Origin of the sequence: Clostridium sp. OM05-5BH, assembly GCF_003481505.1 — a bacterium.
Taxonomy (GTDB): Bacteria; Bacillota; Clostridia; order Lachnospirales; family Lachnospiraceae; genus Otoolea; species Otoolea fessa.
The window spans coordinates 59,187-82,036 of record NZ_QULJ01000009.1 but is presented as its reverse complement, the minus strand read 5'-3'; the positions used below and the strand labels follow the sequence as shown (position 1 = coordinate 82,036).

At 48.8% G+C, this 22,850-nt stretch carries 18 protein-coding genes and 2 tRNA genes; 15 read left to right on the top strand and 5 right to left on the bottom strand.

What is annotated here, in order from left to right:
• Positions 1-6 precede the first annotated feature (6 nt).
• Complete coding sequence (proC, locus tag DXB70_RS11355; RefSeq protein WP_107001105.1) at positions 7-837, top strand: pyrroline-5-carboxylate reductase; 831 nt, start codon at positions 7-9, stop codon at positions 835-837.
• Between the two features lie 96 nt (positions 838-933).
• Here proC and DXB70_RS11350 read toward each other — a convergent pair whose 3' ends face one another.
• Positions 934-1,842, bottom strand: coding sequence for an AraC family transcriptional regulator (locus DXB70_RS11350; protein ID WP_118673344.1), 909 nt, complete (start codon positions 1,840-1,842; stop codon positions 934-936).
• 179 nt (positions 1,843-2,021) lie between these two features.
• Between DXB70_RS11350 and DXB70_RS11345 the strand changes: the two genes are divergently transcribed.
• The 4 genes from DXB70_RS11345 to DXB70_RS11330 all read left to right on the top strand — a co-directional run bounded on the left by DXB70_RS11345 (position 2,022) and on the right by DXB70_RS11330 (position 6,664).
• Positions 2,022-4,409, top strand: a complete 2,388-nt coding sequence (locus tag DXB70_RS11345) for a formate C-acetyltransferase/glycerol dehydratase family glycyl radical enzyme (RefSeq protein WP_107001103.1) — start codon at positions 2,022-2,024, stop codon at positions 4,407-4,409.
• 117 nt (positions 4,410-4,526) lie between these two features.
• Positions 4,527-5,513, top strand: coding sequence for a glycyl-radical enzyme activating protein (locus DXB70_RS11340; RefSeq protein ID WP_107001102.1), 987 nt, complete (start codon positions 4,527-4,529; stop codon positions 5,511-5,513).
• Positions 5,514-5,724: 211 nt separating this feature from the next.
• On the top strand, positions 5,725-6,012 hold the full coding sequence (locus tag DXB70_RS11335; protein WP_022358490.1) for a DUF2325 domain-containing protein: 288 nt from the start codon (positions 5,725-5,727) through the stop codon (positions 6,010-6,012).
• 241 nt (positions 6,013-6,253) lie between these two features.
• The gene (locus tag DXB70_RS11330; protein ID WP_107001101.1) at positions 6,254-6,664 is read left to right on the top strand and encodes a metal-dependent transcriptional regulator; all 411 of its coding nucleotides are present in this window, start codon (positions 6,254-6,256) and stop codon (positions 6,662-6,664) included.
• 186 nt (positions 6,665-6,850) lie between these two features.
• Here the strand turns inward: DXB70_RS11330 and DXB70_RS11325 are convergent, their stop codons facing one another.
• From DXB70_RS11325 to DXB70_RS11315, 3 genes are all read right to left on the bottom strand, one after another.
• Positions 6,851-7,480 carry a DUF4397 domain-containing protein gene (locus DXB70_RS11325; protein ID WP_107001100.1) on the bottom strand — a complete coding sequence of 210 codons (630 nt, stop codon included), beginning with the start codon at positions 7,478-7,480 and terminating at the stop codon, positions 6,851-6,853.
• Positions 7,481-7,720: 240 nt separating this feature from the next.
• A tRNA-Glu gene (locus DXB70_RS11320) sits at positions 7,721-7,792 on the bottom strand.
• 18 nt (positions 7,793-7,810) lie between these two features.
• Positions 7,811-7,884 (bottom strand) — tRNA-Pro (locus DXB70_RS11315).
• Positions 7,885-8,201: 317 nt separating this feature from the next.
• Between DXB70_RS11315 and DXB70_RS14180 the strand changes: the two genes are divergently transcribed.
• Positions 8,202-8,345 carry a hypothetical protein gene (locus DXB70_RS14180; RefSeq protein WP_022358601.1) on the top strand — a complete coding sequence of 48 codons (144 nt, stop codon included), beginning with the start codon at positions 8,202-8,204 and terminating at the stop codon, positions 8,343-8,345.
• An 85-nt stretch (positions 8,346-8,430) separates the two neighbouring features.
• Here DXB70_RS14180 and DXB70_RS11310 read toward each other — a convergent pair whose 3' ends face one another.
• Positions 8,431-9,114 carry a 3D domain-containing protein gene (locus DXB70_RS11310; protein ID WP_181357222.1) on the bottom strand — a complete coding sequence of 228 codons (684 nt, stop codon included), beginning with the start codon at positions 9,112-9,114 and terminating at the stop codon, positions 8,431-8,433.
• Between the two features lie 470 nt (positions 9,115-9,584).
• On the opposite strand from DXB70_RS11310, the gene hrcA reads away from it, so the two are divergent.
• The 9 genes from hrcA to DXB70_RS11265 all read left to right on the top strand — a co-directional run bounded on the left by hrcA (position 9,585) and on the right by DXB70_RS11265 (position 22,849).
• Complete coding sequence (gene hrcA / locus DXB70_RS11305; RefSeq protein ID WP_107001098.1) at positions 9,585-10,628, top strand: heat-inducible transcriptional repressor HrcA; 1,044 nt, start codon at positions 9,585-9,587, stop codon at positions 10,626-10,628.
• A 31-nt stretch (positions 10,629-10,659) separates the two neighbouring features.
• On the top strand, positions 10,660-11,271 hold the full coding sequence (grpE, locus tag DXB70_RS11300; RefSeq protein ID WP_118471934.1) for a nucleotide exchange factor GrpE: 612 nt from the start codon (positions 10,660-10,662) through the stop codon (positions 11,269-11,271).
• A gap of 144 nt (positions 11,272-11,415) precedes the next feature.
• Positions 11,416-13,284, top strand: coding sequence for a molecular chaperone DnaK (dnaK, locus tag DXB70_RS11295; protein ID WP_022359496.1), 1,869 nt, complete (start codon positions 11,416-11,418; stop codon positions 13,282-13,284).
• Positions 13,285-13,669: 385 nt separating this feature from the next.
• Positions 13,670-14,824 (top strand): molecular chaperone DnaJ, encoded by a 1,155-nt coding sequence (dnaJ, locus tag DXB70_RS11290; protein WP_107001096.1) that lies wholly within the window; start codon positions 13,670-13,672, stop codon positions 14,822-14,824.
• Between the two features lie 459 nt (positions 14,825-15,283).
• Positions 15,284-17,392: a L,D-transpeptidase family protein gene (locus DXB70_RS11285; protein WP_118673343.1), complete on the top strand. Its 2,109-nt coding sequence runs from the start codon at positions 15,284-15,286 to the stop codon at positions 17,390-17,392.
• Positions 17,393-17,558: 166 nt separating this feature from the next.
• The gene (rpsO, locus tag DXB70_RS11280) at positions 17,559-17,825 is read left to right on the top strand and encodes a 30S ribosomal protein S15 (RefSeq protein WP_022358577.1); all 267 of its coding nucleotides are present in this window, start codon (positions 17,559-17,561) and stop codon (positions 17,823-17,825) included.
• A gap of 216 nt (positions 17,826-18,041) precedes the next feature.
• Positions 18,042-20,141 carry a polyribonucleotide nucleotidyltransferase gene (locus DXB70_RS11275; RefSeq protein ID WP_107001095.1) on the top strand — a complete coding sequence of 700 codons (2,100 nt, stop codon included), beginning with the start codon at positions 18,042-18,044 and terminating at the stop codon, positions 20,139-20,141.
• Between the two features lie 165 nt (positions 20,142-20,306).
• Positions 20,307-20,978 (top strand): ABC transporter ATP-binding protein, encoded by a 672-nt coding sequence (locus DXB70_RS11270; RefSeq protein ID WP_118673342.1) that lies wholly within the window; start codon positions 20,307-20,309, stop codon positions 20,976-20,978.
• A 65-nt stretch (positions 20,979-21,043) separates the two neighbouring features.
• A complete protein-coding gene (locus tag DXB70_RS11265; RefSeq protein WP_118673341.1) occupies positions 21,044-22,849 on the top strand; it encodes a zinc ribbon domain-containing protein in 1,806 nt (601 codons plus the stop codon).
• The last annotated feature ends 1 nt before the right edge of the window (position 22,850 follow it).

The window sequence follows — 22,850 nt, the reverse complement described above, 5'->3', positions numbered from 1 at the left end:
CCAGCTATGAAAAAAATTGCTTTTATTGGAAGTGGAACTATGGGTACAGCTCTTGCAACGGCAGCCTGCAAGGGAATTGATCCATCGGAAGTTGTGATTACAGATGTGGTTACAGAAAAAGGACAGAAATTAGCGGACGAGCTGGGATGCAACTTTGTTGAGACCAATGGAGAAGCGATCAAGGCAGCTCATTATGTTGTGTTCTGTGTAAAACCGCAGTTTTTAAAGAGTGTTCTGGAAGAGGTGAAACCGGTCTTTGCGGCATGTGCAGAAGAAGGGCAGGAAAAAATTATCGTTTCGATTGTAGCGGGTGTTGAGGTTTCAACCTATATGAAAGAATTAGAGTTAGAAGGAAAGAATGTTCCGGTTATCCGTATTCTCCCGAATACAGCCTGCTTGATTGGAAAAGGTTTTATCCTGATCGAACAGGGCGACAGCTACACGAAGGAACAGGAGGACGAATTCCGGTATATTCTACGTGAAGCCGGTGGATTTGACAGCCTTCCGGCCTCCCAGTTTGTGGCAGGCACGGTATTAACATCTACATCCCCGGCGTTTATCGCAATGTTTGCTAATTCTCTGGCAGACGGCGGCGTTTACAATGGTCTTTTACGTTATCAGGCGAGAAGATATGCACTGGAAGGAATCCTTGGAACCGTGCAGCTGTTTTTACAGAGCGAAAAGCATCTTGAGAATTTAAAAGATGATGTGTGTTCTCCGGCTGGTCCGGCGATGATCGGTGTGAAGACACTGGAAGACCGTGGATTCCGCAGCAGCGTGATCAATGCAGTTGTCGATGCTTATAAACGATTTGATGAAATTGGAAAATTAAAATAATCGTTGCATCATCCTGAAAAAGCCCCCCTTTATATTTTTATACCACCTTAGCAGCCGGTCGGTTTCCCTGATAAAGAGAAGCCGACCGGTTTTCCATTAACTGCTTGGGATAGCTGGTTTTGATAAGTGTTGTTTCCGGTACTGTGCCGGTGTGCAGCCAATGATCCGTTTGAATGTGGCGATGTAATTGCTGACCTGGTTGTATCCGACCAGTCCGGCAATCTGTGAGATGGGCAGATCGCGGTGAAGGAGGGAAACACTGGTCTGGATGCGGTAATTAGTTAAATATCCATAGGGAGTTGTGTGAAGAATATTTTGAAAAATCCGGCAGCATTCTCCGACGCTGATATTGGCTGATGCAGCCAGGTCTGAGAGCTGTAAATCATCTGCGTAATGTGCATAGATGAACAGGAGAATGGATTGCAGGCGCTGCTGGCGCAGGAGGTTAATAGAGGTAGAATTCCCACTGCTGTGAAAATTGGAAATCAGCAGATTCCACATCGAGGCAATCTTAATGCAGATAGAATATTCATTGCCTTTAACCTGATTGGAAAGAAATAAATCGGTTATTTTTTTGTGCAGTCCGATCAACTCTTTCTGCCATTCGGATTCCGGGTGAATAGAGAAAGCGGAGAATTTCCCGCCGGCGGTATAGGGCAGGACGTAGTCCTGATCCATGCGGCTTCCAGGAAAAAAGGCAAGAAGGCGGTAAGGAAAATTGAGGCTCGCATAGGAGCCGTCTTCCGACATCTGTGTGACGGCATGAATCAGGGAGGTGTTGACGAAAATCAGATCTCCAGCCTGTCCGGGCAGAGAAAGATTATCTACCTGCATTGTCAATGTTCCGCTTAGTACGAGGGTAAACTGCAGCTCATCATGCCAGTGGAAGTCGCGCAGCCAGCGTCCCGGCGGCTGCATGGAATGAATATCAGAATAGTAGACATTGACCGGAAAATCTTGATCCTGATAGTGGTTGATTTCCTGTAACTGGGAAGTAGATTTCAAAGGATCCCTTCTTTCTATAAAAATTCAATATGTTAAGATTTTGGTATTTTTAGTTATTGATATTGTACCATTTCCACATAAGAATTGCTATACTTTTAAACGAAAAGAGATTTATAGCAGGTGCTAAAAAAATAAATCCCACAGAATGGGAATGTGAGTAAAAAATAGGAGGAAATCAGATGGCAGCAATCGAAAGAAAACCATACATGGATCGGATTGACCGATTAAAACAGAGAGTATTAAAGACCAAGCCAGAGATGGATCTGGAAAATGCAATTATCCTGACAAAGGGCTTCCAGGAATCAGAGGGACAGCCGCTGTGCATCCGGAAAGCATATGCATTTAAGAAACAGTGCCTGGAGAAAACTGTAAAAATCTGGGGGGATGAGCTGATTGTCGGCAATGCCGGAAGCAAGCAGCGCGGTGGTATTTTAAGTGTCGATACCTGCTGGTCGGTTCTGGATGAGGAGCTGGATACCATCAGTACCCGTCCATATGACCCATTCTATCTGCGCCCCGAGGATCGGAAGGCATTTGAGGAGATCATCCGCCCGTACTGGAAGGGACGTTCCACGTATGAGCAGTGGCTGGTACAATGCCCAGATTTTGCGGCAACCTTACGTGACTGCGGCGCTCTTTACATCAACCGTAAATCGGTTCGTGGCTGGGGCGAGACGACTGCGGGTTATTCCAGAGTCATTAAAGAAGGCATGGAGGGAATCAAGGCGCATATCCATAAAGTGCTTGATACACTTGATATTACCCGTCCGGGTGACTATGAGAAGATTGAATACCTGAAAGCGATGGAGCTGGCAGCTGACGGTATCTCCGCATTGGGACACCGCTATGCGGCAGAGGCGAGAAAGCTGGCAGAGGCAGAGCCGGATGAGAAGCGCAGAAAAGAACTGTTACAGATTGCAGGGACCTGCGATCAGGTTCCGGAAAAACCGGCGCGTACCTTCCGCGAGGCGATTCAGTCGATGTATATTTACCAGACCTGTATTTTCATGGAGCAGAATGCAGCAAGCTACAACCCGGGACGTATGGATCAGTATCTTTACCCATTTTATAAGGCAGATATCGAGGCAGGCCGTTTGACAGAGGAAGAGGCGCAGGAACTTTTGGACTGCTTATGGGTTAAATTCTCTGAGCAGTGCCTGTTCCAGGATCAGGTAACCGCACAGTTTTCCGCCGGTTACCCAATGTTCCAGAACGTATGCTGCGGCGGTGTGGATGAGCGCGGCATGGACGCAGTCAATGACGTGTCGTACCTGATTTTGCAGGCAACCGCAGAAGTACAGTTATATCAGCCATCCCTGTCTGTCCGCTACAATATGGCGAAGAATCCGAGCAGCTTCTTAAAGAAGATTGCAGAGGTTATCAAGCTTGGAACCGGTTTCCCGGCATTTCACAACGATGAAGTTGGTATCGAGATGCTCCTGAACAAGGGAATCCCGTTAAAAGAAGCATATAACTGGAATCCATGCGGCTGTGTAGAGACGAACCTGGAAGGAAAACAGAGATGCTACACCGCATATGCAGACTTCAACTTAGGTTCTGCGGTTGAATTTGCCCTGTTAAACGGCAAGAGCCGTAAATATGGCATTCAGGCATCTGAGGCGACCGGCGATCCGACTGCCTTTAATACCTACGAAGAGTTTGAAGAGGCAGTCAAAGAGCAGATCCGCTATGAACTTCGCGGAACCGTGGCTTCCAGCCATGTATGCGATGACATTGGCTTCCAGAGGGTCGTTCCGGCACTTTCCCTTTCCTTCTATGAGTGCGTAGAGAATGCGAAAGATTACGCATGGGGCGGTGCGAAATATAACCTTGGAAATGGTATTGATGCGATCGGCGTAGCAGACCTGATCAACAGCCTGATTGCAGTAAAGAAACTTGTATTTGATGAGAAAAAAGTAACGATGCAGCGTCTTCTGGATGCACTGGATGCAAACTTTGTGGGTTATGAGGATGTCAAGAAGATGTGTGATGAAGCTCCGAAGTACGGCAATGATGACGACGAAGTAAACGAGCTGACCGGTGATATGTTCTGTTTTATCGCGGACTATATTGAGTCGTTCCACAGCAAATTCGGCAAGATGACGCCAGGTATTCTTCCGGTATCTGGAAATACTCCGTTTGGTCTGGAGGTCGGTGCACTTCCGTCCGGACGTCTGGCTTGGAAACCGTTAGCAGACGGCGTATCTCCGAACCAGGGAACCGATACCGAGGGCATGGGCGCTGTATTGAAATCCATTTCCCACATTCCGCATGGCCGTTTCAATCAGGGAACCCTGCTGAATGTAAAGATGGATACGGTATTCCGCGACAGCCCGAACTCGACAAAAGAACTGATGAACTACCTGCGGAGTCTCTGCTCCCTGGGCGTATTCCACACACAGTTCAATGTCATCGATACGGAGACCTTAAAAGAAGCACAGAAGCATCCGGAGGATTACAACGGACTGCTGGTACGTGTAGCTGGTTATACAGCATATTTTACAGAGCTTGGAAAAGAAGTACAGGACGATATCATTTCCAGAACTTCACATTCCAATATCTGCTAGGAAAAAGAGTGAAATCTGCCGTGTTTCATAAAAAATACGGCAAATCAGCTACCGGGGATGTGCATCATGCGCGGTGGCGGGCAGCAGGCAAGGTGTACTTGACAGGAGGAACAGCGTATGGAATTAAAAGCAAATATTCTTCGGATTGAGCGGTTATCCCTCTCCGATGGGAAGGGAATGCGGACGGTTGTATTTTTTAAGGGCTGTCCCCTGCGCTGTGCCTGGTGTTCGACACCGGAGTCACAGTCGGGGCAGCGGGAAGTCTACTATATGAAAGAGCGCTGCACCGGATGCGGTGCCTGCATCCAGGTCTGTCCGGAACAGGCACTTCGCCGGAGCGAAAAAACGGGAGAGATCGTGAGGGATTACAGCCGCTGTAAACAGTGCTTTCAGTGTGTGGATGCCTGCAATTACCGGGCACAGCAGATCTATGGCAAGGAGATGACCGTAAAAGAGGTAATGCGCGAGATCCAGAAGGATGAGATGTTTTTCTTCTATTCTGGTGGTGGCGTGACACTTTCAGGAGGTGATCTGTTCTGTCAGACGGATTTTGCGGAAGCACTGCTGGAGGCCTGTGATGATGCCTGTATCAATGCGGCGGCAGAGTTAGATATGTTTACTTCGTTTGAAAATGTCAAACGGATCGTGCCGCATCTGCAGATGTTTTATGTGGATGTGAAAACCATGGATCCGGAAAAGCATAAGAAATGGACGGGGCAGGACAATGCCTGTATTCTGGAAAATATCCGCAAATCCGATGCGATCTGCGCGCCGCATTCGATTCATGTCCGTGTGCCGCTGGTAGAAGGAGTCAATGATGATGTGGAAAATATTCGGAAAACGGCGCAGTTATGCCAGGAACTTAAAAATTGTCAGGAATTGGAATTTCTGCCATATCATAGACTGGGGCTTCATGCATACCGGCAGCTGGGGAGAAAATATCAGTTAGAAGAACATACGTCGATGAGTCGTTGGGATGTGTATCAGAAAATGGAATTTCTGTGCGAAACGGATTGGACATTTGATATAGCGATATCGGGATTGGAGGTGTATAAAGCTGGAATAGGAAAAACGGGAGTAACAGAGGAGGTGTTAAAAGCGTAAAATACGATAAAAATTAGTATTGGATAAAAATGGATAATGGGAAAATGCGTACCGTGTAAGATAAGGTTGGTTGGTGAAAAATAGTCTTGCACGGTACGTTTATTTCTATGAATTTTCTATGAATTTCAATTTTCCTCTGGACAAATAAGATGAGTTAGTGTATACTAACTTCATCAGCAGTTAGACAGAGCTAACTTTCGGAGGATAAAATATGAGTGTTGTAATTGTAGGTGGTCATGACCGCATGGTCAGCCAGTACGTGAAAATCTGCAAATCATTTAACTGTAAGGCAAAGGTATTTACACAGATGACGGCGGATTTCGGCAAACAGATCGGAGCGCCGGATCTGCTTGTACTCTTTACAAGCACCGTTTCCCATAAAATGATTCGGACGGCGGTTGATGGTGCAAAGGGAAGCCGGACAGAAGTTGTCCGCTGCCACACCAGCAGCAAAACCGCGTTGGAAGAAATTTTGCAGGAACACTGTGCAGCTTGCTGACGTATTTAAAGGCGAAGCCACGGCAAATTCCGTTACTGGGCACGTATGCGTGAACAGTAACTCCGTCGGTTTCTGGAAACGATAGATTGATTTCGATATGGTTTGAAATATTCTTCCAAATATGGTATTCTAGTATATAGTATTATGGTAACTGGTCGGCAGTTTGGGAAGACTATTCTGCGGGAGACGGGAAGGCACGAAGCCAGGCCGGTTATGTGTTAGAAGTTTGGAGGGAATCACTTTGAAAATACAGCAGTCAGCAGAGGATTATCTGGAAACGATTCTTATGTTAAGCTATCGCAAGCCGATGATCCGTTCGATCGATGTAGTCAATGAGCTGGGGTATTCAAAACCAAGCGTCAGCGTTGCGATGAAGAATCTTCGTGAAAACGGTTATATTTCGATGGATCATGAGGGATATATCACTCTGGAGCCGTCGGGACGGAAGATCGCGGAGATGATTTATGAGCGTCATACATTACTGACAAAGCTTTTGGTAGCGTTGGATGTGCCAAGAGAGGTGGCAGTGGAAGATGCCTGCCGCATTGAACATGTGATCAGCCCGCAGAGTTTTGAGGCAATCAAAGAATTTGCAGCCGCGCATCTGGCAAAGCTCGAGAAAGCAAACCGGACAGATGAGCCGGAAAAATAGATGGCTGTTTAAGATTCGGACAGTTATATTCTCATCATAAATTTATAATTGCAGAGGACACGGAAGAGAGACCGCACGCGTGAACGTGGCGGTCTCTTTTTTCATAGGAAATTACGTCCTATGAAACAAAAAAACGCTTCGCGGGATTTGCACTCGCGTGAAGAAGCTTTTCTCAAATAAAAGCGATCAGGCGTTGAGCATCTGTACCGAAAAATCATTAAAAGTACCCAGAACCGCCAGTGTGTAGCTGTAACCGCTGCGAAGCCGGATATTTGTGTTGACGATGGCGAATCCCGGATTGGTCCGGCGGTAGACGGTCAGCTGGTAGATGCCGGGGATGATGTGCATGTAGCGCGTATAATTCATGTAATCCAGATCGGATACGACCAGACGTCCGTTCAGGTATATATCGATGGGTTCGCGGATGGAGGCGGCATTGTAGAAACGCAGGTGCGCGATCTCCGATGAGGTGGAAAAGAACGGCGAGAGAATGCCCCAGGTCCAGAGCGCGCCATTTGGAGATGGCTTCCAGTTGGAACCGCCGCAGTTTATGCAGCCACCGGTGTTCGGGCTGCCATGATTATTGGACGGCAGGGTGGGCATCACATCCCCGTATGGTCCGAAGCCCGGAGATACCTGAAGATCATTGGATGAGCTGTCCGGATATGTTAAGATAACAGGAGGCTGAGAACTAAATCCAGACTGTGCCGTATCACTGGTTCCAGCTGCTGCCGCATCCGTCTCCGGTGCCGCCGCCGGAGTCGTGTCAGCATCCCCCTCAGGCACTGCTGCTGCATCGTAGTTGTATGTTTCCATAAAAAGATACCTCTTTTCATATTGGCTATATTGCAGTATATGAAGAAGAAAAAAGGAGAGTTACTATTTGCAGGCAGGAATTTTCTGGACTGAAAATCCTGTTCGATACTGTAGAAAAGTGTATTTTGCCGATCTGGAATGCGGAGCATCGGCAAAATTCAGTTATAGTTTACATGATTTGGTGAAAGGTCAAGAATGAAGAAAATAAAAAAGAGACTCGAATCTCGAATCTCTTTCCAGTGACCTGTCCGGGAATCGAACCCGGGTTTACGCCGTGAGAGGGCGTCGTCTTGACCGCTTGACCAACAGGCCATATTTAATTTTATTCAATCGAGGCGACGGCATTCGAACACGCGACCTCTGCGTCCCGAACGCAGCGCTCTACCAAACTGAGCCACGCCTCGATATGATTTTCTCGCTTTTGAAGCGGTGCTCATCAGCGACTCCTATATACTATCACGCCTTCAAAAAAAATGCAAGCGTTTTTTTGAAAAAAATTGAAAAAGTTTTAAAAAATTGAAAAAACCCTTTAAAATCAATATTTTCACGCTTTTAACTTATATTTCGAAATTATTATGAATAACGTAAGAAAGCGAAAGGATGATTAAAGTCTTGCTAAGGATGCGCCGAAACTCTTTTCATTTTGGATAAAAAGAATAAAATGGGGAACAAAGCATAGTGAGCTTGCATTGAAAAATGAATGAGTCAGGAGGAATTAAGTATGAACATCATCGCAGCCATCTTATTTGGAATATATGGAGTGATCGGAGGCGTGAGTACCGTCGTATGTACCGTGAGCATTCCGGGTATCATTATTTGGAAAATTTACCGGAAAACGAAATATCATAAGGCGCTGACGGATTAAGTAAAATAAGAATTATAAAAAAAAGGGTCTTGCAGGTGAAAGATTTTCTATCTGCAAGACCCTTTTTTGCTTAAAATCAATGTAATTATCGGACAATATAGACATCGGCGCTTCTCTTTCCATACTGCAGTGCCTGACTGTGGGAATTGAAGAAGATGTCCAGTTTGTTTCCGCGGATGCCGCTGCCGCTGTCCTCAACGGTATAGACAACGCCGTTGATGCGGAGTTTAGTTCCGAGTGGGAATACGCGCAAGTCGGCGGAAATGGTATGTCCTGCCTGCGGAATGGTGCCGGATTTAGTGCGGTTCTTTCCACCACGGCAGCATCTGCGGCAGCTGCAGTAAGCAGTTGTCGTAAAACGTCCGGCGTAGATTTCAGCAGGTGCCTCTGCTTCCTGTGCCTCGGCAGCAGCATTTGTGTCAGTATTTTCGGTCATTGCAGCTTCGCCAGCGTTCTCTGCCTCCACTTGTGCAGACTCATTTGAAAATGCAGCGACTTCTGCCTCGGAAGCGTTCGTGTCAGCCGCTTCTTCCGCAGCAGCGTTTGTCTGCTTTCTAATCAGCTCCGGATCGGAAGCCGGACCAGATGGTGTCTGGGCTGCTTCGGTGGAAATGCCGTTTGTTTCTTCACCGGCTGCCGCATCTATTTGGGAGACAAGCTCAGTTCCGGCATCTGTGGCTGCCAGTGTATTCATGGTGCCTGCCATGAGACAGACCAGGCTCATTGCCGTTGTGGCAAGTCCGCGCCGCATGGTGTTCATCATATTCATCAAATAAAAACCTCTCATTTCAATTTAGATTCATTTGTCTCATCGCAACGATTGTGTATCTCACAAATATTGCAATGCGTTTACAAATGTTATAATTTGTTACTATTATATTACAAAAATGTTAAATGTCAAGCCGGAGAGCCTGAAATAGGGCTCTGGGAGCGGTCGGAGGTTCGACAAGTCGAAAGCTTGTTCGGACGCAAACAGGAAAGCGGGTGAGTGAGTTTCTACCTATAGAAAGTGTGAAAATCAGCGTGCCTAAAAACAGGGTATGCAGAATGAAAAATTTTATTCGAAAAAAGAAGAAAAAATTTTTTTTAAAAACCGAAAAAAATCATTGACAAATACTTGCGTAAGTAATATAGTATGAACTGTAGATATTAGCACTCTGATAGATTGAGTGCTAACAAAAAACTTCCAGAGCGGGTTTAAGAGACCGGCGGAAGCGGATGCACGGAAGGAGAGATTGGATGGAACTGGATGAGAGAAAAGAAAAGATTTTGAAAGCGATTATCCAGAACTATCTGGAGACCGGAGAGCCGGTTGGTTCCAGAACGATCTCCAAGTATTCCGATTTGAAACTCAGTTCGGCGACGATTCGAAATGAGATGTCGGATCTGGAAGAACTGGGATATATCATTCAGCCGCACACATCGGCAGGCCGGATTCCTTCAGATAAAGGATATCGTTTCTATGTGGATCAGTTGATTCATGAGAAAGAGACGGAGGTCACGCAGGTGCGTGATATGGTCATCCAGAGAGTGGATCGGGTGGAGCTTCTGTTAAAGCAGATGGCAAAGCTTTTGGCGAGCAATACGAATTATGCGACGCTGATCAGCGGACCGCAGTATCACCAGACGAAGATCAAGTTTATACAGCTTTCCAGAGTGGAAGCCGGGAAACTCCTGATTGTCACTGTTTTAGAAGGCAACATTATCAAGAACTCGATTGTGGCACTCGATGCGGAGCTGACTGATGAGGACATCCTGAATCTGAATATTCTTTTAAATAGCGGTCTCAACGGATTGACGATGGAGCAGATTAATCTGGATGTCATTACCCGGATGAAAGGGCAGGCAGGCGAGCGCAGCCACATCGTGGATGTGGTACTAAGCGAGGTGGCCGAGGCGATTCGTTCCGGCGAGGAAGATTTACAGATTTACACCGAAGGTACGACGAACATTTTCAAATATCCGGAACTGAGCGATGGTGCTAAAGCCAGCCAGCTCATCGGGACACTGGAGCAGAAAGACCTCTGGAGAGAGATTCTTACCGAGGACGATGCGGACAGCGATAAGAAAAATGAGATTCAGGTCTACATCGGAAGTGAGACACAGGTGCAGTCGATGAAGGACTGCAGTATCGTTACTGCCAATTATGAATTGGGGGACGGACTTCGGGGAACGATAGGAATCGTTGGACCGAAACGAATGGATTATGACAAAGTTGTATCGACCCTGCGCTCATTAAAGAGCCAGCTCGATCAGACATTCAATCATAAAGATACCGAGTAGCACGGATGTGCAAAATAAAGAGGTGAGAGACATGGCAAAGACAGAGATAGATTCCAAAGCAGCCGAGGCAGCAAATGAGGAGCAGGTAAAAGAAACAGAAACCCAGGCAGAAGCTGAGGCAGTGAAGGAAAAGGAAGCTTCTTCGGAAGACGCACAAGCGCCGGAGGGAGAAAAAGAGAAAAAAGGATTTTTCTCCAAAAAGAAGGATAAGAAAGATGAGCAGATCGAGGAGCTGACGGATCGCCTGAAGCGCACGATGGCTGAATTTGACAATTTCCGAAAACGAACGGAGAAAGAAAAATCAGCGATGTATGAGATTGGCGCAAAGGACATCATCGAGAAGATTCTCCCGGTGGTGGACAATTTCGAGCGTGGTCTGGCGACCATCCCGGAGGGCGAAGAAAAAAGTGCTTTCGCCGAGGGCATGGATAAGGTTTACAAGCAGCTCGTAAAAACACTGGGTGATGCAGGTGTAAAGCCAATCGAAGCGGTTGGTCAGCCATTTGATCCGAACTTCCACAATGCAGTGATGCATATTGAGGATGAAAACCTGGGTGAGAATGTGGTAGCCGAGGAGTTCCAGAAAGGCTATGTATACCGCGACAGCGTGGTTCGCCACAGCATGGTAAAAGTGGCAAATTAAAATAGGTAACACGTAAACAGCTGGCACCCAGAATTCGGTGCTGGTGGTTGATTTGATATAATATAGACAGACAGGCGGCAGAATTTAACTCCCATGGGGAGAAAGAGAACTGCCAGAAAAAGATAATTTCAGGAGGAAATAACTATGAGCAAGATTATCGGTATTGACTTAGGTACAACAAACAGTTGTGTAGCCGTTATGGAAGGTGGTAAACCGGTTGTTATCGCAAATACAGAAGGTATCCGTACCACACCGTCCGTTGTGGCATTTACAAAGACAGGCGAGAGACTGGTCGGCGAGCCGGCAAAGCGTCAGGCAGTTACCAACGCTGAGAAGACCATTTCTTCTATCAAGAGACACATGGGCAGCGACTACAAAGTAACCATTGATGACAAGAAATATACGCCGCAGGAGATTTCCGCGATGATTCTGCAGAAGCTGAAAGCAGATGCAGAGAGCTACTTGGGCGAGAAGGTAAACGAGGCAGTTATTACTGTTCCGGCTTACTTCAACGACGCACAGCGTCAGGCAACCAAGGATGCAGGTAAGATCGCTGGTCTGGATGTAAAGAGAATTATCAACGAGCCGACGGCAGCAGCGCTTGCGTATGGCCTTGATAATGAGAAAGAGCAGAAGATCATGGTATATGACTTAGGTGGCGGTACATTCGATGTTTCCATCATCGAGATCGGTGACGGCGTTATCGAGGTTCTGGCAACCAACGGCGATACACATCTGGGCGGCGATGATTTCGATAACCGTATTACCCAGTGGATGATCGACGAGTTCAAGAAAGCAGAGGGTGTAGACCTTTCCGCTGATAAGATGGCGCTTCAGAGACTGAAAGAAGCAGCTGAGAAAGCGAAAAAAGAGCTTTCTTCCGCAACTACAACCAATATCAACCTTCCGTTCATCACTGCAACCAGCGAGGGACCGAAGCATCTGGATATGAACCTGACCAGAGCTAAATTTGATGAACTGACCAGAGACTTAATCGAGAGAACCGCAATTCCGGTACAGAACGCACTGAAAGATGCTGGTATCACTGCTTCTGAGTTAAGCAAAGTACTTCTGGTAGGTGGTTCCACACGTATGCTGGCAGCACAGGAAGAAGTAAAACGTCTGACTGGTAAAGAGCCGAGCAAATCCTTAAACCCGGATGAGTGCGTAGCAATCGGTGCAGCTATCCAGGGTGGTAAGCTGGCTGGCGATGCCGGTGCCGGTGATATCCTTCTTCTGGATGTAACTCCGCTGTCCCTGTCCATCGAGACTATGGGTGGTGTAGCAACCAGACTGATTGAGAGAAATACCACAATCCCGACCAAGAAGAGCCAGATCTTCTCTACCGCAGCTGATAACCAGACCGCTGTTGATATCCACGTTGTACAGGGCGAGAGACAGTTCGCAAAGGACAACAAGACACTGGGAACCTTCCGTCTGGATGGCATTCTTCCGGCAAGAAGAGGTGTTCCGCAGATTGAGGTTACCTTCGATATTGATGCAAACGGTATCGTAAATGTATCTGCAAAAGACCTTGGTACAGGTAAAGAGCAGCACATCACGATTACCTCTGGTTCCAATATGTCCGATTCCGATATCGACAAGGCAGTCAAAGAGGCAGCTGAGTACGAGGCACAGGATAAGAAGAGAAAAGAGGGCATCGATGCAAGAAATGAAGCTGACTCCATGGTATTCCAGACCGAGAAGGCTCTGCAGGATGTAGGCGATAAGATCGATGCAAACGATAAAGCAGCCGTAGAAGCTGACTTAAATGCACTGAAAGAAGCTATCAACAAAGCTCCGATCGACCAGATGACCGATGCACAGATTGATGAAATCAAGGCTGGCAAGGAGAAACTGATGAACAGTGCACAGGCACTCTTCAGCAAGGTTTACGAGCAGGCACAGGCAGCTGGCGCAGCAGGAGCACAGGGCGGTGCTCAGGGTGCAGCTGATGCAGGAAGTGCACCGCACGACGATAATGTAGTTGACGGCGACTTTAAAGAGGTATAATATAATAGGCAGCCATTTTTCAAAGAAAAATGAGCGGATTACGAATGCTTTTGAGGATTGCGGGAGCAGGTAGTGCGGAGCAATCCGGGGCATCGGGGTATCAATAGAAAAACGCAGTGAGGGGCTGTCGCAGGAATCTGCGGCAGACCCCCATTTGTAGGTTTTGGGGTAACTGTTCAGTAGGTCTGCGCATTTACTGCGCTGACCGTACGAAAACATGGGCCAGCAGGCAAAAATCCCATTGCCGTAGGCAATTTTTAATGGATTTTTGCGCGTGACTGTGAAGGTACTGAACAGTTACGTTGTGGGAAGATAAATAGATACGATAGAAACTCTGCCGGATGCGGTCAAATGTACCGGCGGATTTTGGGAAGGAAGAGCTGAAATGGCAGAGAGTAAGAGAGATTACTATGAGGTCTTAGGCGTCCCGAAGGATGCGGACGATGCGACACTCAAAAAAGCATACAGAACCCTGGCCAAAAAGTATCATCCGGATGCAAATCCGGGCGATCAGGCGGCAGCCGATAAATTTAAGGAAGCATCGGAGGCGTACAGCGTACTGAGTGATCCGGAGAAGAGACGTCAGTATGATCAGTTCGGTCATGCGGCTTTTGACGGCGGTGCAGGCGGCGCTGGCGGATTCGGTGGTTTTGATTTCAACGGCGGCGATATGGGAGACATTTTCGGAGATATCTTCGGAGATATTTTTGGCGGCGGACGCAGCCGCGGCGGCAGAAGCAACGGACCGATGCGCGGCGCAGATGTGCGTACCAGTGTGCGGATTACTTTTGAAGAAGCGATCTTCGGCTGTGAAAAAGAGCTGGAGTTAAACTTAAAGGAAACCTGTGAGAAATGTCATGGAACGGGTGCAAAACCGGGAACCCAGCCGCAGACCTGTCCGAAATGTAACGGTAAAGGCAAGATCATGTACACGCAGCAGTCGTTCTTTGGTCAGATTCAGAATGTACAGACCTGTCCGGATTGTAACGGAACCGGAAAGATCATCAAGGATAAATGCCCGGATTGCTACGGAACCGGCTATGTAGCGAAGAGAAAGAAGATCAAAGTGACGATCCCGGCAGGTATCGACAACGGTCAGATGCTGCGTGACCGCGGCAATGGCGAACCGGGTACCAACGGCGGTCCGCGCGGAGATCTGCTGGTAGAAGTAGTGGTATCCCAGCACCCGATCTTCAAGCGTCAGGATACAACGATCTACTCAACCGTGCCGATCTCCTTCGTGAAAGCAGCACTCGGTGGTCCGATCCGCATCAAGACGGTGGACGGCGAGGTAGAGTATGAGGTCAAACCGGGAACCCAGACAGATACGAGAGTCCGTCTGAAAGGAAAAGGTGTTCCGTCCCTGCGTAACCGCAACGTGCGCGGCGACCATTTCGTGACGCTGGTGGTACAGGTTCCGGAGCGCATGACCGAGGCACAGAAGGAAGCGCTTCGCAAGTTTGACGATGCCATGAACGGAATTGCACCGGAGGGCGAGAAACATAAGAAGAAAGGACTGTTCGGAAAGCTGGAGAAATAGAATACGGACAGGACAAAAATAGAAAAGAGCTGTCGGGCTGACATAAAAATGCGGCGCGGCAGCTCTTTGTTTCTGTTTCATAGAAAATTACGTCCCATTACGCGTTCTGTAACAGAATATAGTTACTGTTCACGCATACGTGACCAGTAACGGAATTTGCCGTGGCTTCGCATTTAAATACGGCAAATTCCTGCTGCCACCACGTTTTCTTACGGCACTTTCGGTTCCAAAAGTGCCTACCCGTGAACAGAAACGTAACAGAATATACCAGAAAATGACAGAGTTTTGTAAGTTGACTTCCGTTTAAAACTTATATACAATAGGACGATGGAGGACCAGCAACACAGATAGCATGGATTTTTGTCAGAAAAATATGCCAAATGATAAAATCATTACTTGAATGGCAGGTCCTTCCGGGAATAGGAACCCGTATTGGATTTTTAAAGGGAGAATAGGAAGATGACAGATAGAAACGGGAATTTGAATAAAAATTCACGTTCCGGCAGCCGCGAAGATGGGCGGGAGCCGGTGAGACGAAATACGGCGATGAACAGCCGGGAGATTATGCTGGAAGATGAAGATTATCTGGATGAGCCGGATGAGGGCTATTTGGATGATGATTATTTCGACCGGGATATGGAAGAACGGATCCTAAGGGAAGCAGAGCTGGACATGGAAAACATACACCAGCCAGAGCGTCAGGATCAGAACCGGTGGGAAGAGCCGGAACGCCTGCCGGAGAAAGAGCCGGAGGAGACAGCCAGTCGAAAGCGCAGCCGCGCCCGTGGAAATCAGAGCGCGGGTACAGGGCGGGAGGCAGCCCATGCGGCGCCGCAGCGGGGACAGGATTCCGGAAAGACGGCATCCTGGACGGAAGCCACCCCGGAAAAGGCAGCTCTGAAAGCTGAGCATAGAAAAAACGGTAAAAAGGCGGCGTGGATCGCTGCCTGTACGGCGGGCATTCTGCTCGTGGCAGCCGGAGGCGTCTATGTGGGAATGTCCCAGAAATATAAGACCCGGTTCTTTCCGAATACGCAGATCAACGGTGTGGACGCGTCCGGAAAGACAGCGGCAGAGGTGCAGGAACTGATTGCGGAAGGTGTGAATGGTTATACACTGACGATCGATGAGAGAAATAATCAGACAGAAACCATCGCCGGAACCGATATCAAGCTGCATGCGGAGTTTGACGGCAGCCTGGAAAAGATGGTAGCGGCGCAGAACCCGTTCGCATGGCTGTGGCATATGAAACAGGAAGAATATACGATCGGAACGATGGTGGCGTATGACGATGCGGCGCTGGAAAGTCAGATCCGGAATTTATCGTGTTTAGACCCGGAGAAAGCGGTAGAACCGGTCAATGCAAAGATTTCTGAGTATGTGTCCGGACAGGGATATTCGATTGAGCCCGAACAGGAAGGAACGGCAGTCGAGGCGGAGAAGCTGACACAGGCGGTAACGGGTGCGATCGAGAATCTGCAGGATCATTTATCGCTGGAGGAAGCAGATGTCTATAAGAAGCCGACGGTATTGAAAGACGATGCATCTCTGGCAGAACAGCTGAATAAGATGAATAAATACGCGAAAATGAGCGTGACATACCAGTTTGGCGATTCGACGGAGACCTTAAATGGAGATCAGATTCATGCGTGGCTGATTGCCAATGCAGACGGAAGTGTTTCGGTAGATTCCTCCAAGGTGTCGGAGTACGTGTCTGAGATGGCGAAAGCACACAATACTTCAAACAAAGCGAAAACATTGAAAACATCGTATGGTTCCACGATTCAGGTAAGCGGCGGAACGTATGGCTGGAAGATCAACCAGGCGGCAGAGACGGAAGCGCTGGCAGCGATCATTGCCTCCGGCGAGAGTACGACGCGTGAGCCGGAGTATTCCCAGAAGGCGGCGAGCCATGGGGCAAATGACTACGGCGATACTTACGTGGAGATCAACCTGACCGGACAGCACCTTTTCTTCTATAAAGAAGGAAAGCTGGTGGTAGAGTCGGATTTCGTATCTGGAAACCTGGCGAAAGGCTGGGGAACCCCGGCAGGCTCGTATCCGCTGGCATATAAGCAGAAAAATGCGGTCCTGAAGGGTGAAAATTACCGGACGCCGGTTAATTACTGGATGCCGTTCAATAATGGTATCGGTATGCATGATGCGAAGTGGAGAAGCAGTTTTGGCGGTACGATTTACAAGACGGGCGGTTCCCACGGCTGTATCAACCTGCCGCCGAGTGTTGCAAAGACGATCTTTGACAATATTTCGGCAGGAACTCCGGTGATCTGCTACAATCTGCCTGGTACGGAGAAGAGTACGACGAGCGGTACGGCAAAACCGGCGGAGACGAAGCCGGCAGAGACGCAGGCGCCAGCAGAAACAGCAGCTCCGCCAGAGACGCAGGCGCCAGCACCGGCAGAAACACAGGCACCGGGTCCGGCACCGACCACAGCGCCGACGCAGGCGGAGACGAAAGCGCCGGAGACTGCGGCACCGACCCAGGCAGGACCGGGAGGTCCTTCGGGGGATAATGGTGGAAATATTGCAGTGGGACCAGGAGCATAGGAAGAAACGGGAATAAAATCGAAAAAAAACCTGCATAAAATGATTTACACCGAAAACATATTGTGTTATACTAACTAGGTATGAGTCCGCCGGTGCTCAGTTTTTTGACGACTCCGACATAAACTTAGCATACGGTAAGAATAATTATTTTAAGGAGGAAATCACAATGATTTCAAAGGAAAAGAAAGCAGCTATTATCGAACAGTACGGAAGAAAAGCAGGCGATACAGGTTCACCGGAGGTTCAGATCGCAATTCTGACCGCTAGAATCGCTGAGCTTACAGAGCATTTAAAATCCAATCAGAAGGATCATCATTCCCGCCGCGGACTTCTGAAGATGGTAGGACAGAGACGTGGTCTTCTGGATTACTTAAAGAAATCCGATCTGGAAGGATACCGTGCACTGATCGAGAAGTTAGGCATCAGAAAGTAATTAAGATTAAAACGTATAGGGTGGAGCAATCCACCCTAGTTGTTTATGTAGAAGAAAAGTCCGAGACCGCTGCTGTACCCGTAAAGCAGAAAAACATATTTGCGGGCAGAGCAGTAGTTTCGGTATTACTTTTCACAGAAAGGCACTTTTGGAACCGAAAGCGGCGTATGAGAATGTGAAGGTTCTTCTGCAAAACAAGATGAAAGGAGATATGAGATGTACAAGAGTTTTTCGATGGAACTGGCTGGCAGAACTTTAACAGTGGATGTTGGCCGTGTAGCAGCTCAGGCAAATGGTGCTGCATTTATGCATTATGGAGATACAACCGTATTATCAACCGCGACAGCTTCTGACAAGCCGCGTGACGGTATTGATTTCTTCCCGTTAAGCGTTGAGTTTGAGGAGAAGATGTATTCGGTCGGAAAGATTCCGGGCGGATTTAACAAGAGAGAGGGAAAGGCATCTGAGAACGCAGTTCTGACGGCACGTGTTATCGACCGTCCGATGCGTCCGCTGTTCCCGAAGGATTACCGCAACGATGTTACCTTAAATAACCTCGTATTATCCGTTGACCAGGACTGCAGCCCGGAGTATACCGCGATGTTAGGTTCTGCAATCGCAACCTGCATTTCCGATATCCCGTTTGATGGTCCGTGTGCGACCACCCAGATCGGCATGATCGACGGCGAGTTTATCGTAAACCCGACTAACGCACAGAAGAAAGTATCTGATATGGCTCTGACCGTTGCTTCCACCCGCGAGAAGGTTATCATGATCGAGGCTGGCGCAAAGGAAGTTCCGGAGAACATCATGATCGATGCGATCTTCAAGGCACACGAAGTAAACCAGGAGATCATCAAATTCATCGACACCATCGTAGCAGAGTGCGGCAAGCCGAAACATTCCTACGAGAGCTGTGCAGTTCCGGAAGAGCTGTTTGCAGCGATTCGTGAGCTGGTTCCGCAGGAAGAGATGGAAGAGGCTGTATTTACAGACGAGAAACAGAAGAGAGAAGAGAATATCCGCGCAATCACTGAGCGCCTGGAAGAGGCATTCGCTGATAACGAGGAGTGGCTGGCTGTTCTGGGTGAGGCTGTATATCAGTACCAGAAGAAGACTGTCCGCAAGATGATCCTCAAAGATCACAAGCGTCCGGATGGCCGCGGTATTACCGAGATCCGTCCGCTGGCAGCAGAGATCGACATTCTGCCGCGTGTACACGGTTCCGGTATGTTCACCCGTGGACAGACACAGATTTTAAATATCTGTACACTGGCTCCGCTGTCCGAGGCACAGAAGATCGACGGACTGGATGAGAACGAGACATCCAAGAGATATATGCACCATTACAACTTCCCGTCCTACTCCGTAGGCGAAACCAAACCGTCCAGAGGACCGGGACGCCGTGAGATCGGTCATGGTGCGTTGGCGGAGCGTGCGCTTGTGCCGGTACTTCCGACTGCGGAAGAGTTCCCGTATGCAATCCGTACCGTATCTGAGACGATGGAATCCAATGGTTCTACCTCCCAGGCAAGTATCTGTGCATCCACTCTGTCCCTGATGGCAGCAGGTGTACCGATCAAAGCTCCGGTAGCTGGTATTTCCTGCGGTCTGGTAACAGGCGACACCGATGATGATTACATCGTTCTGACCGATATCCAGGGTCTGGAAGACTTCTTCGGCGATATGGACTTCAAGGTAGGCGGCACTCACAAGGGTATTACTTCCATCCAGATGGATATCAAGATCCACGGTCTGACCCGCCCGATCATCGAGGAGGCAATCGCTAAGACGAGAGAGGCAAGACTCTACATTCTGGATGAAGTTATGGCTCCGGTTATCTCCGAGCCGAGAAAGACCGTCAGCCAGTATGCTCCGAAGATCGTTCAGATCTCCATCGATCCGCAGAAGATCGGCGATGTAGTCGGCAAACAGGGCAAGGTAATCAACAAGATCATCGAGCAGACCGGCGTTAAGATCGATATCGAGGACGATGGCAGCGTATCTGTATGCGGCACCGATCAGGCAATGATCGACAAGGCAGTTTCCATCATCAAGGGCATCGTGACCGACATCGAGCCGGGTCAGATTCTGACAGGTACCGTTGTCCGTATCATGAATTTTGGTGCATTCGTAGAGCTGGCTCCGAACAAGGATGGTATGGTTCATATTTCCAAGCTTTCGGACAAGCGCGTAGCGAAGGTAGAGGATGTTGTCAACATCGGCGATGAAGTTACTGTAAAGGTAATCGAGGTCGATAAGATGGGGCGTATCAACCTGAGCATGAAACCAGGCGATCTGGCTGAAAATAAATAATAAATAGATTGCAAATGCACACGATGTGCTGCAATCATCCATCATAAAATCAATGTGCCTGCATCACTGCGGCGCAGACCAGATAAAGTAAGGAATGCTGCAAGGCAGAGAAGCGGTTCGCTTCTGCTTTGCGGTGTTCCTTTTTACTTTACAAAGAGGAAAAATATGTTAGAGGTAACAGGGATAGAAAAACGGTACCGCGGAAGGACGATCCTAAAAAATGTCTCTTTTCGGGCAAATCCAGGGGCATGCATCGGGATTGTCGGCGGAAATGGATGCGGCAAGACAACGCTGCTCTCGATCCTCGCGGGGATCCGCAAGCCGGATCGGGGGAGTATTCGGATTGACGGGCAGGAGGCGCTTGGAAGACATCGTCTATTAGAAGAAAAAATCGCCTATGTGCCTCAGGAAAACCCATTGATCCCGGAGCTGACGGCATTTGATAATTACCGTCTCTGGTTCCGGGGAAAACGGCGGGAGATGGAGCGGGATCTGGAATGTGGCGTCGGTCGTGTGCTGGGCGTGGACCGATTCTTGAAAACGCAGGCGGGACGGCTTTCAGGCGGAGAGAAAAAGAGGCTGAGCATCGCGGCAGCACTCTCCGGGCGCGAGGATATCCTGATTCTCGATGAACCGGGGGCAGCGCTTGACCTGGAGGCAAAGGAGCAGATCCTGACTTATATCAGGAGCTATGTGAAAGCAGGGGGGACAGTTCTTTTAACATCCCATGAGATGGGAGAGATAGGGGCGTGTACAACCCTTTATGTATTAAAGGACGGTGTGCTGGTTCCGACGGAGGCAGGGCTTTCGGCGCGGGAGCTGATACAGAGGTTTTAAGGTTACTGGGCACGTATGCGTGAACAGTAACGTTTTAAGAGTGAGAAAACAGGAGGAGGTACAAGGTGAAAGAGGGAAACAACACAAACAACACAAACAATGCAAACAATACAAACATGTCAAACAATTCAACCCCACTAAACCCGGCAGAGGCAGCGGCGCAGGCGCTTACGGCCGCATCTAACACAGCGGATGGAACCGGTGCAGGCGGAACAGCTGGCGCTGAAATCGGTGGAAATGCTGCAGGTGGCAGAACGGGCGGAAATGGTTCCAGCAGGAAGAAATGGCTCATTCCAGCCGGAGCAGCCGCAGCGGTGGCCGTGATCGGCGGCGGTGTGATGCTCAGCCATCAGGCAGATCCGAAGGACACAGTGATCGATGCGTTCAAGAGCATCACGGCGGAAGGGCAGTTAAATCCGTCTGAGGAGATCTTTGGGACGAAAGAGCTGGAAGACCTTTTACAGAAGGGATCCGCGCAGACGGGGATGGAGTTAAGTATGACAGGTATTTCCGATGAATCCCTGAACCAGATGAGCGGTGCGGGCATCGGTCTGGATGTGAAGCGCGATGTGGACAGCGGACGGCAGCTGCTAAATCTTTCCTTGCAGTATGGCGGAGGAGAATTGGCGGACGCACAGCTTTACATGGATGATACACAGATCATGGCGGCGATTCCGGTACTTTCCAGCCGTATGTTTACCCTTGACTATGCCAATGATCTGGAAGGACAGCTCATTAATTCTCCGTATGCGGCGCAGAAGCTCGAAGAGCAGGGGATTGATATTGAGGGGCTGGCAAATTATCTGGGACAGTACAAGGAAGCGCTTTCGGACGAGGAGCCGATGCTGGATCTGAAAGCACTCTGGAACCGCTACAAAGAGGGAAGCAAGGCGATTGATGACCTCAAAGCGGCTATGACCGTCACTAAGAATGACAAAAAAGAGTTTACGATCGACGGACAGAGCGAGAACTGCCGCGGTTACCATGTGACTCTGCCGAAGGATGCGCTGATCAGCTTTGCAAAGACGACGAGAGAATTTTTCCTGAACGATGAGACGCTCAAGCAGGATGTGGTGCGCTATCTGGAACTGGCAGGCGGCGCAAGCGGCATCTATGCAGCGGACGGGGACGGAGAGAGCGTGGATCCGGAGGAACAGCAGAAGGAACTCTGGACCCAGGCGGAAGCGGTGCTGGACAATCTGGTAGAGGAAATGGAAAATACCATCGGGGATGTGACGATGGATGTCTATGTGAGAAAAGACGGCAAAATGGCTGGATTTTCCTATGAGACGGATGCAACGGTTGAGGAAGAAAATGTCCGTTTTTACGGCGATGTTTCCTTTGGCGGCGGTTACAACATGCTATCGAATGTGAATGGGGCGTTAAATATTGAGGATTCGGACGGTCAGATTATCACGGTTTCCCTGGATAAAACAAGCGCTTACGAGGCTGGAAAGAGCTGGAGTGGTCAGGTAATTGCGACCCTGCAAGGCGACGAAGAGAAATACCAGTTTATCCTGGATGGCGACTATCAGATCGCGGACGGAAGCTATGAGGTAAAGCTGGATCTGCAGAGTAACGGTGCGTCTCAGGCGTCGCTCACGGCGAATGGCGCGGTCAGCGACCTTTCGAAGGGCGAGAGCGTCCATATCGATATGGATTCCCTGCGTCTGGAAACTACATTGTTAAATGGAAGCAGTTCTTATGTTGAATTTGCCGGTTCCTATTATGTCAACCCGCTGGAGGATGAGATCGTGCAGCCGGACGGCGTTCCATTTGATGTGCTGGCTTCCTCCGAGGAGGATTATAACCAGGTCACAACGGAGATAACAGGCAACCTGTTCGCAATTCTACTGAAAGTCATGTCATAGG

Coding starts and splice junctions, on each gene's coding strand:
- DXB70_RS11285 (WP_118673343.1), top strand. CDS start 15,284: ATGACAGATAGAAACGGGAATTTGAATAAAAATTCACGTTCCGGCAGC.
- DXB70_RS11335 (WP_022358490.1), top strand. CDS start 5,725: ATGAGTGTTGTAATTGTAGGTGGTCATGACCGCATGGTCAGCCAGTAC.
- DXB70_RS11310 (WP_181357222.1), bottom strand. CDS start 9,114: ATGAATATGATGAACACCATGCGGCGCGGACTTGCCACAACGGCAATG.
- DXB70_RS11325 (WP_107001100.1), bottom strand. CDS start 7,480: ATGGAAACATACAACTACGATGCAGCAGCAGTGCCTGAGGGGGATGCT.
- DXB70_RS14180 (WP_022358601.1), top strand. CDS start 8,202: ATGAACATCATCGCAGCCATCTTATTTGGAATATATGGAGTGATCGGA.
- hrcA (WP_107001098.1), top strand. CDS start 9,585: ATGGAACTGGATGAGAGAAAAGAAAAGATTTTGAAAGCGATTATCCAG.
- DXB70_RS11345 (WP_107001103.1), top strand. CDS start 2,022: ATGGCAGCAATCGAAAGAAAACCATACATGGATCGGATTGACCGATTA.
- DXB70_RS11275 (WP_107001095.1), top strand. CDS start 18,042: ATGTACAAGAGTTTTTCGATGGAACTGGCTGGCAGAACTTTAACAGTG.
- rpsO (WP_022358577.1), top strand. CDS start 17,559: ATGATTTCAAAGGAAAAGAAAGCAGCTATTATCGAACAGTACGGAAGA.
- grpE (WP_118471934.1), top strand. CDS start 10,660: ATGGCAAAGACAGAGATAGATTCCAAAGCAGCCGAGGCAGCAAATGAG.
- dnaJ (WP_107001096.1), top strand. CDS start 13,670: ATGGCAGAGAGTAAGAGAGATTACTATGAGGTCTTAGGCGTCCCGAAG.
- dnaK (WP_022359496.1), top strand. CDS start 11,416: ATGAGCAAGATTATCGGTATTGACTTAGGTACAACAAACAGTTGTGTA.
- DXB70_RS11270 (WP_118673342.1), top strand. CDS start 20,307: ATGTTAGAGGTAACAGGGATAGAAAAACGGTACCGCGGAAGGACGATC.
- DXB70_RS11340 (WP_107001102.1), top strand. CDS start 4,527: ATGGAATTAAAAGCAAATATTCTTCGGATTGAGCGGTTATCCCTCTCC.
- proC (WP_107001105.1), top strand. CDS start 7: ATGAAAAAAATTGCTTTTATTGGAAGTGGAACTATGGGTACAGCTCTT.